The organism is Streptomyces sp. NPDC055506 (assembly GCF_053643595.1).
Map to the genome: position 1 here is coordinate 24,198 of NZ_JBSHKH010000101.1, position 6,440 is coordinate 30,637.

Below are 6,440 nucleotides of genomic sequence, written 5' to 3' on the forward strand. Positions count from 1 at the left end.
ATCCGCCTTCGGTCCAGGAGCCGGCTGGGATTCCTGCCCGACCGGGTGGTCGGCCATCCGGGCGTCGGCGCGCCGCATCCGAGCGGCGCCGACTCCCTCGGCGTGTACGCGCCCCGGCGGCCCGGCCTCGTCCGCCTGATGGACCGGCGGCCGGGTCCGCGCTCCGGACGTGGGAGGATCGTAGGTGGCGGACCGGGGCCGCGCACCCGGTCAGGTCGTCGCCGTACGCGAGGACGTGCGTACGCAGGGCAGTACGGGCGCGAGCACTGAGGAGCACCGTTGAGCAGGTTGCGCTGGCTGACCGCGGGGGAGTCCCACGGTCCCGCACTCGTCGCGACGCTGGAGGGTCTTCCCGCCGGCGTGCCGATCACCACGGACATGGTGGCGGACCATCTCGCGAGGCGCCGCCTGGGCTATGGGCGCGGCGCCCGGATGAAGTTCGAGCGCGACGAGATCACCTTCCTCGGCGGCGTCCGGCACGGCCTCACCCTCGGCTCCCCGGTCGCGATCATGGTGGGCAACACCGAGTGGCCGAAGTGGGAACAGGTCATGGCGGCAGACCCGGTCGACCCCGAGATCCTCGACGGGCTCGCCCGCAACGCCCCGCTGACCCGCCCGCGGCCCGGCCACGCCGACCTCGCCGGGATGCAGAAGTACGGCTTCGACGAGGCCCGGCCGATCCTGGAGCGCGCCTCGGCGCGTGAGACCGCGGCCCGGGTGGCGCTCGGCGCGGTCGCCCGGTCGTACCTGAAGGAGACGGCCGGCATCGAGATCGTCTCCCATGTGGTGGAGCTTGCGGCCGCGAAGGCGCCGTACGGCGTGTACCCGACGCCGGCGGATGTGGAGAAGCTGGACGCGGACCCGGTGCGCTGCCTGGACGCCGATGCCTCGAAGGCGATGGTCGCCGAGATCGACCAGGCCCACAAGGACGGCGACACGCTCGGCGGTGTGGTCGAGGTGCTGGCCTACGACGTGCCCGTCGGCCTCGGTTCGCACGTGCACTGGGACCGGCGTCTCGACGCCCGGCTGGCCGCCGCCCTCATGGGCATCCAGGCGATCAAGGGCGTGGAGGTCGGCGACGGCTTCGACCTGGCGCGGGTGCCCGGCTCCAAGGCCCACGACGAGATCGTGAGCACCGACGAGGGCATCCGGCGCACCTCCGGCCGCTCCGGCGGCACCGAGGGCGGGCTGACCACCGGTGAGCTGCTGCGGGTGCGGGCGGCCATGAAGCCGATCGCGACCGTCCCGAGGGCGCTCAAGACCGTGGACGTCGTCACCGGCGAGGCGACCGCCGCCCACCACCAGCGCTCCGACGTGTGCGCCGTGCCTGCGGCCGGCATCGTCGCCGAGGCGATGGTCGCCCTCGTCCTCGCGGACGCGGTCGCCGAGAAGTTCGGCGGCGACAGCGTGGCCGAGACCGGCCGCAACGTCCGGTCCTACCTCGACAACCTGGCCATCCGGTGACCCCGCTGATCGTGCTGGTCGGCCCGATGGGCGTGGGCAAGTCCACCGTCGGGCAGCTGCTCGCTGAGCGGCTCGGGGCCGGATACCGGGACACCGACGACGACATCGTCGCGGCGCAGGGCCGGACGATCGCCGAGATCTTCGTCGAGGAGGGCGAGGCCGCCTTCCGCGCGATCGAGAAGCAGGCCGTGCGCGAGGCGCTGGCCGGGCACGACGGCGTGCTGGCCCTGGGCGGCGGTGCAGTCCTCGACCAGGACACCCGCGAGCTGCTCGCCGGGCAGCGGGTCGTGTACCTGTCGATGGACGTCGAGGAGGCGGTCAAGCGCACCGGCCTCAACGCGGCCCGGCCGCTGCTCGCCATCAACCCGCGCAAGCAGTGGCGCGAGCTGATGGAGGCCCGTCGGCACCTGTACGAGGAGATCGCCACGGCCGTCGTCGCCACCGATGGCCGTACGGCCGAAGAGGTCACCGAAGTCGCCCTGGACGCACTGGAGTTGAAGGAAGCATGAGCGAGGCAGTGACGCGGATCCAGATCGGCGGCACGGCGGGCACCGAGCCCTACGAGGTCCTGGTGGGCCGGCAACTCCTGGGCGAACTGGCCGGGTTGATCGGCGGCAGGGCCAAGCGGGTCGCGATCGTCCACCCCGAGGCCCTGGCCGAGACGGGTGACGCGCTGCGCGCCGACCTGGCCGAGCAGGGCTACGAAGTGGTCGCCATCCAGGTGCCCAACGCCGAGGAGGCCAAGACCGCCGAGGTCGCCGCCTACTGCTGGAAGGCGCTGGGCCAGTCCGGGTTCACGCGCACGGACGTCATCGTCGGTGTCGGCGGCGGTGCGACCACCGACCTGGCCGGATTCGTGGCCGCCACCTGGCTGCGCGGGGTGCGCTGGATCGCGATCCCGACGACCGTGCTGGCCATGGTCGACGCGGCCGTAGGCGGCAAGACCGGCATCAACACCGCCGAGGGCAAGAACCTGGTGGGCGCCTTCCACCCGCCCGCCGGTGTGCTCTGCGACCTGGCCGCGCTGGACTCCCTGCCGGTCAACGACTACGTCTCCGGGCTCGCCGAGGTCATCAAGGCCGGCTTCATCGCCGACCCGGTGATCCTCGACCTCATCGAGTCGGACCCCGAGGCCGCCCGCACCCCGGCCGGCCCGCACACCGCCGAGCTCATCGAGCGCTCCATCCGGGTCAAGGCCGACGTGGTGTCGTCCGACCTGAAGGAGTCGGGCCTGCGCGAGATCCTCAACTACGGCCACACGCTCGGCCACGCCATCGAGAAGAACGAGCGCTACAAGTGGCGCCACGGCGCCGCCGTCTCCGTGGGGATGCACTTCGCCGCCGAACTCGGCCGCCTGGCGGGCCGGTTGGACGACGCCACGGCCGACCGCCACCGCACCGTCCTCGAATCCGTCGGCCTGCCGCTGTACTACCGCCACGACCAGTGGCCCAAGCTGCTGGAGACCATGAAGGTCGACAAGAAGTCCCGCGGCGACCTGCTGCGCTTCATCGTCCTCGACGGCCTGGCCAAGCCCACCGTCCTGGAGGGACCCGACCCGGCCGTGCTGCTCGCCGCGTACGGCGAAGTGGGGCAGTAAGTCCTCCCGCGCTCCTTCTGCCCGAAACAGCCTTGAGGCGCCGGGCACTTCGGGCCGCCCCCGGCCGTTCACACAACGATCGCCGGGGGCGGTACCGTTCGGTAGCAGCGGGTTCCGCCCCCGCAGTCAGCGCCCATCGCCTGTACGAGACGGAGTGGCACCGGATGCAGCACGCAGTGGGTTCTCCGCTGCCGCCGCCCCACCAGCCGGGGCAGGGACCGGCCGCAGGCTGGTCGCCGGCCGCACACCAGCCGGGTTCGCACCACCCGGGCGCCCACCAGGGCTCCGCCCCCGTGCCCCCGCCGCCCCCGGCACCGGGCTACCCCGCGCCACCCCCCGGACCGGCCGCGCCCCCGCCTCAGGCCTCCGCCCCCGCCGCGCCGGACACCACCGGGCATGTGCCGCTGCCACCGGGCGGTCCGGTCGCCATGCCCAGCGCCCCGCCCGCCGCCGCGGGCCCCGACCTCGCGGGCACGACGCTCGCGGTGCTGCTCATCGGCCCAGCGGGCGCCGGAAAGACCAGCGTCGCCAAGTACTGGGCGGACCATCGCCGGATCCCCACGGCCCACATCAGCCTCGACGACGTCCGCGAATGGGTCCGCTCGGGCTTCGCCGACCCCCAGTCCGGGTGGAACGACAACTCGGAAGCGCAGTACCGCCTCGCCCGCCGCACCTGCGGCTTCGCCGCGCGGAACTTCCTGGCCAACGGCATCTCCTGCATCCTCGACGACGCCGTCTTCCCCGACCGGCCCGTCGTCGGCCTCGGCGGCTGGAAGCGACACGTCGGGCCGGGCCTGCTGCCGGTCGTCCTGCTGCCGGGCCTGGAGATCGTTTTGGAGCGCAACGCCGAACGCTCCGGCAACCGCCGCCTCAGCGACGACGAGGTCGCCCGCATCCACGGCCGCATGGCCGGCTGGTACGGGTCGGGCCTCCCGATCATCGACAACTCCCAGCTCGACATCCCGCAGACGGCCCAGGTCCTGAACGACGTCCTGTCCCGCTCCATCGCCAGCCCGCCCCAGTGGTAGCCGACGCCCTTCAGGGGCGCGGGGAACTGCGCGACAAGCCCCCACACACCCGCGGACGGGGCACAACCCAGTGCGGCACGCCCGCTCCCGAACGTCACCCTGCCCACCCGGACACATCGGGCACCGCCCACTCAGACGCCCTCAACCGGCGCCAACCCGGCGGAGCTCTTACGCTCGGGTCATGTCAGAGGTGTACGCGGCCCGCCGGACGCGTCTGAGGGAATACTGCAACGCGGGCGGCAGCGCGGCGGCGCTGGTCTCCCGCCCCGCCAACGTGCGCTATCTCGCGGGCCCCGCCCCGAACGGCGCCGTTCTGCTGCTGGGCAAGACCGAGGACCTCCTGGTGTGTGCCGGCCCGATCGAAGGCCGCTCCGCGCAGGAACGTCCCGACGAGGCCCTGCACGTCCAGAACCTCCCCGGATCCGGCGGCGGCGACCCGGCCGTCGCGGCCGCCGGCCTCGCCGCGGGCCAGGGCGCCGACTCGCTCGCCGTGGAGGAACACCACCTCACCGTGGCCCGGCACCGCGCCCTCGGCTCGGTCGCCCCCCGACTGCGCCTGGCGGGCCTCGGCTGCGCCGTCGAGCAGCTCAGGGTGGTCAAGGACGAGGAGGAGATCTCCTGCCTGCGCATCGGCGCGGAGATCGCCGACCAGGCCCTCGGTGAACTGCTGGAGTCCATCCTCGTCGGCCGGACCGAGCGCCATCTCGCCCTGGAGCTCGAGAGACGCCTCGTCGACCACGGCGCCGACGGGCCGGCCTTCCCGACCTCCGTCGCCACCGGGCCCAACGCCGGCCGCCCCGGCCACCGGCCCACCGACCGCCGGGTGGAGGAGGGCGACTTCCTCTCCGTCTGCCTCGGCGCGACCTATCGCGGCTACCGCTGCGAGATCGGCCGTACGTTCGTCATCGGCACGGCTCCCGCGGACTGGCAGATCGAGCTGTACGACCTGGTCTTCGCCGCCCAGCGCGCCGGACGTGAGAGCCTGGTACCCGGCGCCGCCTGCCGGGACGTCGACCGGGCCGCACGCCAGGTGCTGGACTCCGCGGGGTACACGGAGGGCCTCACGGCCCTGACCGGACACGGGGTCGGGCTCGAAATCGACGAGGACCCTCAGTTGAGTCCCGCGGCCATGGGTAAACTGGACGCTTGCGTGCCGGTCACCGTCGAACCGGGGGTCCACCTCCCGGGCCGGGGCGGCGTCCGGATCGATGACACGCTCGTCGTCCGCCCCGAGGCGGACGGCGGACCCGAGCTACTCACCATCACGACCAAGGAGCTGCTCGCCCTGTAGGTAGGCAGGTGCGTGCCCCGGGGTCGTACGTCAGTCCAGGAGATTCCGCAACCGTGGCTTCCACGAACGACCTCAAGAACGGCATGGTGCTCAAGCTCGAAGGCGGCCAGCTCTGGTCCGTCGTCGAGTTCCAGCACGTCAAGCCCGGCAAGGGCCCGGCCTTCGTGCGCACCAAGCTCAAGAACGTGCTCTCCGGCAAGGTCGTCGACAAGACCTTCAACGCCGGCGTCAAGGTCGAAACGGCCACCGTCGACAAGCGGGACATGCAGTTCTCCTACATGGACGGCGAGTACTTCGTCTTCATGGACATGGAGACCTACGACCAGCTGCACGTCGACCGCAAGTCCGTGGGCGACGCCGCCAACTTCCTGATCGAGGGCTTCACCGCCACCGTCGCGCAGCACGAGGGCGAGGTGCTCTTCGTCGAGCTGCCCGCCGCCGTCGAGCTCGTCATCCAGGAGACCGAGCCGGGCGTCCAGGGCGACCGCTCCACCGGCGGCACCAAGCCCGCCACGCTGGAGACCGGCCACCAGATCCAGGTGCCGCTCTTCATCACCACCGGTGAGAAGATCAAGGTCGACACCCGCACCAGCGACTACCTCGGCCGGGTGAACAGCTAACCGTGGCTGCCCGCAACACGGCCCGCAAGCGCGCCTTCCAGATTCTCTTCGAGGGCGACCAGCGCGGCGCCGAGGTCCTGACGGTCCTCGCCGACTGGGTCCGGCTCTCCCGGGCCGACACCCGGCAGCCGCCGGTGAGCGAGTACACGATGGAGCTGGTCGAGGGCTACGCGCAGCGCGCGAAGCGTATCGACGAGCTGATCGCCCAGTACTCGGTCGGCTGGACGCTCGACCGGATGCCGGTCGTCGACCGCAACATCCTGCGGCTCGGCGCCTACGAGCTGATCTGGGTCGACGAGACCCCGGACGCCGTCGTCCTGGACGAGATGGTGCAGCTGGCCAAGGAGTTCTCCACGGACGAGTCGCCCTCGTTCGTGAACGGCCTGCTCGGTCGGCTGAAGGACCTCAAGCCCTCGCTCCGCCGCGACGAGGACTGAGAC

7 protein-coding genes are annotated in these 6,440 nt (G+C 72.2%); all 7 read left to right on the forward strand.

Annotation, left to right across the window (positions count from 1 at the left end; genetic code table 11):
• Positions 1 to 279: 279 nt before the first annotated feature.
• The 7 genes from aroC (at position 280) to nusB (ending at position 6,437) form a co-directional block, all read left to right on the forward strand.
• A complete protein-coding gene (aroC, locus tag ACWIF2_RS29840; protein ID WP_454363892.1) occupies positions 280 to 1,464 on the forward strand; it encodes a chorismate synthase in 1,185 nt (394 codons plus the stop codon).
• A 26-nt stretch (positions 1,465 to 1,490) separates the two neighbouring features.
• A complete protein-coding gene (locus ACWIF2_RS29845) occupies positions 1,491 to 1,973 on the forward strand; it encodes a shikimate kinase (RefSeq protein WP_454363901.1) in 483 nt (160 codons plus the stop codon).
• A complete protein-coding gene (gene aroB / locus ACWIF2_RS29850; RefSeq protein ID WP_454363894.1) occupies positions 1,970 to 3,061 on the forward strand; it encodes a 3-dehydroquinate synthase in 1,092 nt (363 codons plus the stop codon). The genes ACWIF2_RS29845 and aroB overlap by 4 nt, the downstream gene beginning before the upstream one ends.
• A 164-nt stretch (positions 3,062 to 3,225) precedes the next feature.
• Positions 3,226 to 4,089 carry a Pro-rich N-terminal domain-containing protein gene (locus ACWIF2_RS29855; protein WP_454363895.1) on the forward strand — a complete coding sequence of 288 codons (864 nt, stop codon included), beginning with the start codon at positions 3,226 to 3,228 and terminating at the stop codon, positions 4,087 to 4,089.
• 181 nt (positions 4,090 to 4,270) lie between these two features.
• A complete protein-coding gene (locus ACWIF2_RS29860) occupies positions 4,271 to 5,380 on the forward strand; it encodes an aminopeptidase P family protein (protein WP_454363897.1) in 1,110 nt (369 codons plus the stop codon).
• Positions 5,381 to 5,433: 53 nt separating this feature from the next.
• Positions 5,434 to 6,000 carry an elongation factor P gene (gene efp / locus ACWIF2_RS29865; RefSeq protein ID WP_193480198.1) on the forward strand — a complete coding sequence of 189 codons (567 nt, stop codon included), beginning with the start codon at positions 5,434 to 5,436 and terminating at the stop codon, positions 5,998 to 6,000.
• A 2-nt stretch (positions 6,001 to 6,002) separates the two neighbouring features.
• Positions 6,003 to 6,437 carry a transcription antitermination factor NusB gene (gene nusB / locus ACWIF2_RS29870; protein WP_184597187.1) on the forward strand — a complete coding sequence of 145 codons (435 nt, stop codon included), beginning with the start codon at positions 6,003 to 6,005 and terminating at the stop codon, positions 6,435 to 6,437.
• The last annotated feature ends 3 nt before the right edge of the window (positions 6,438 to 6,440 follow it).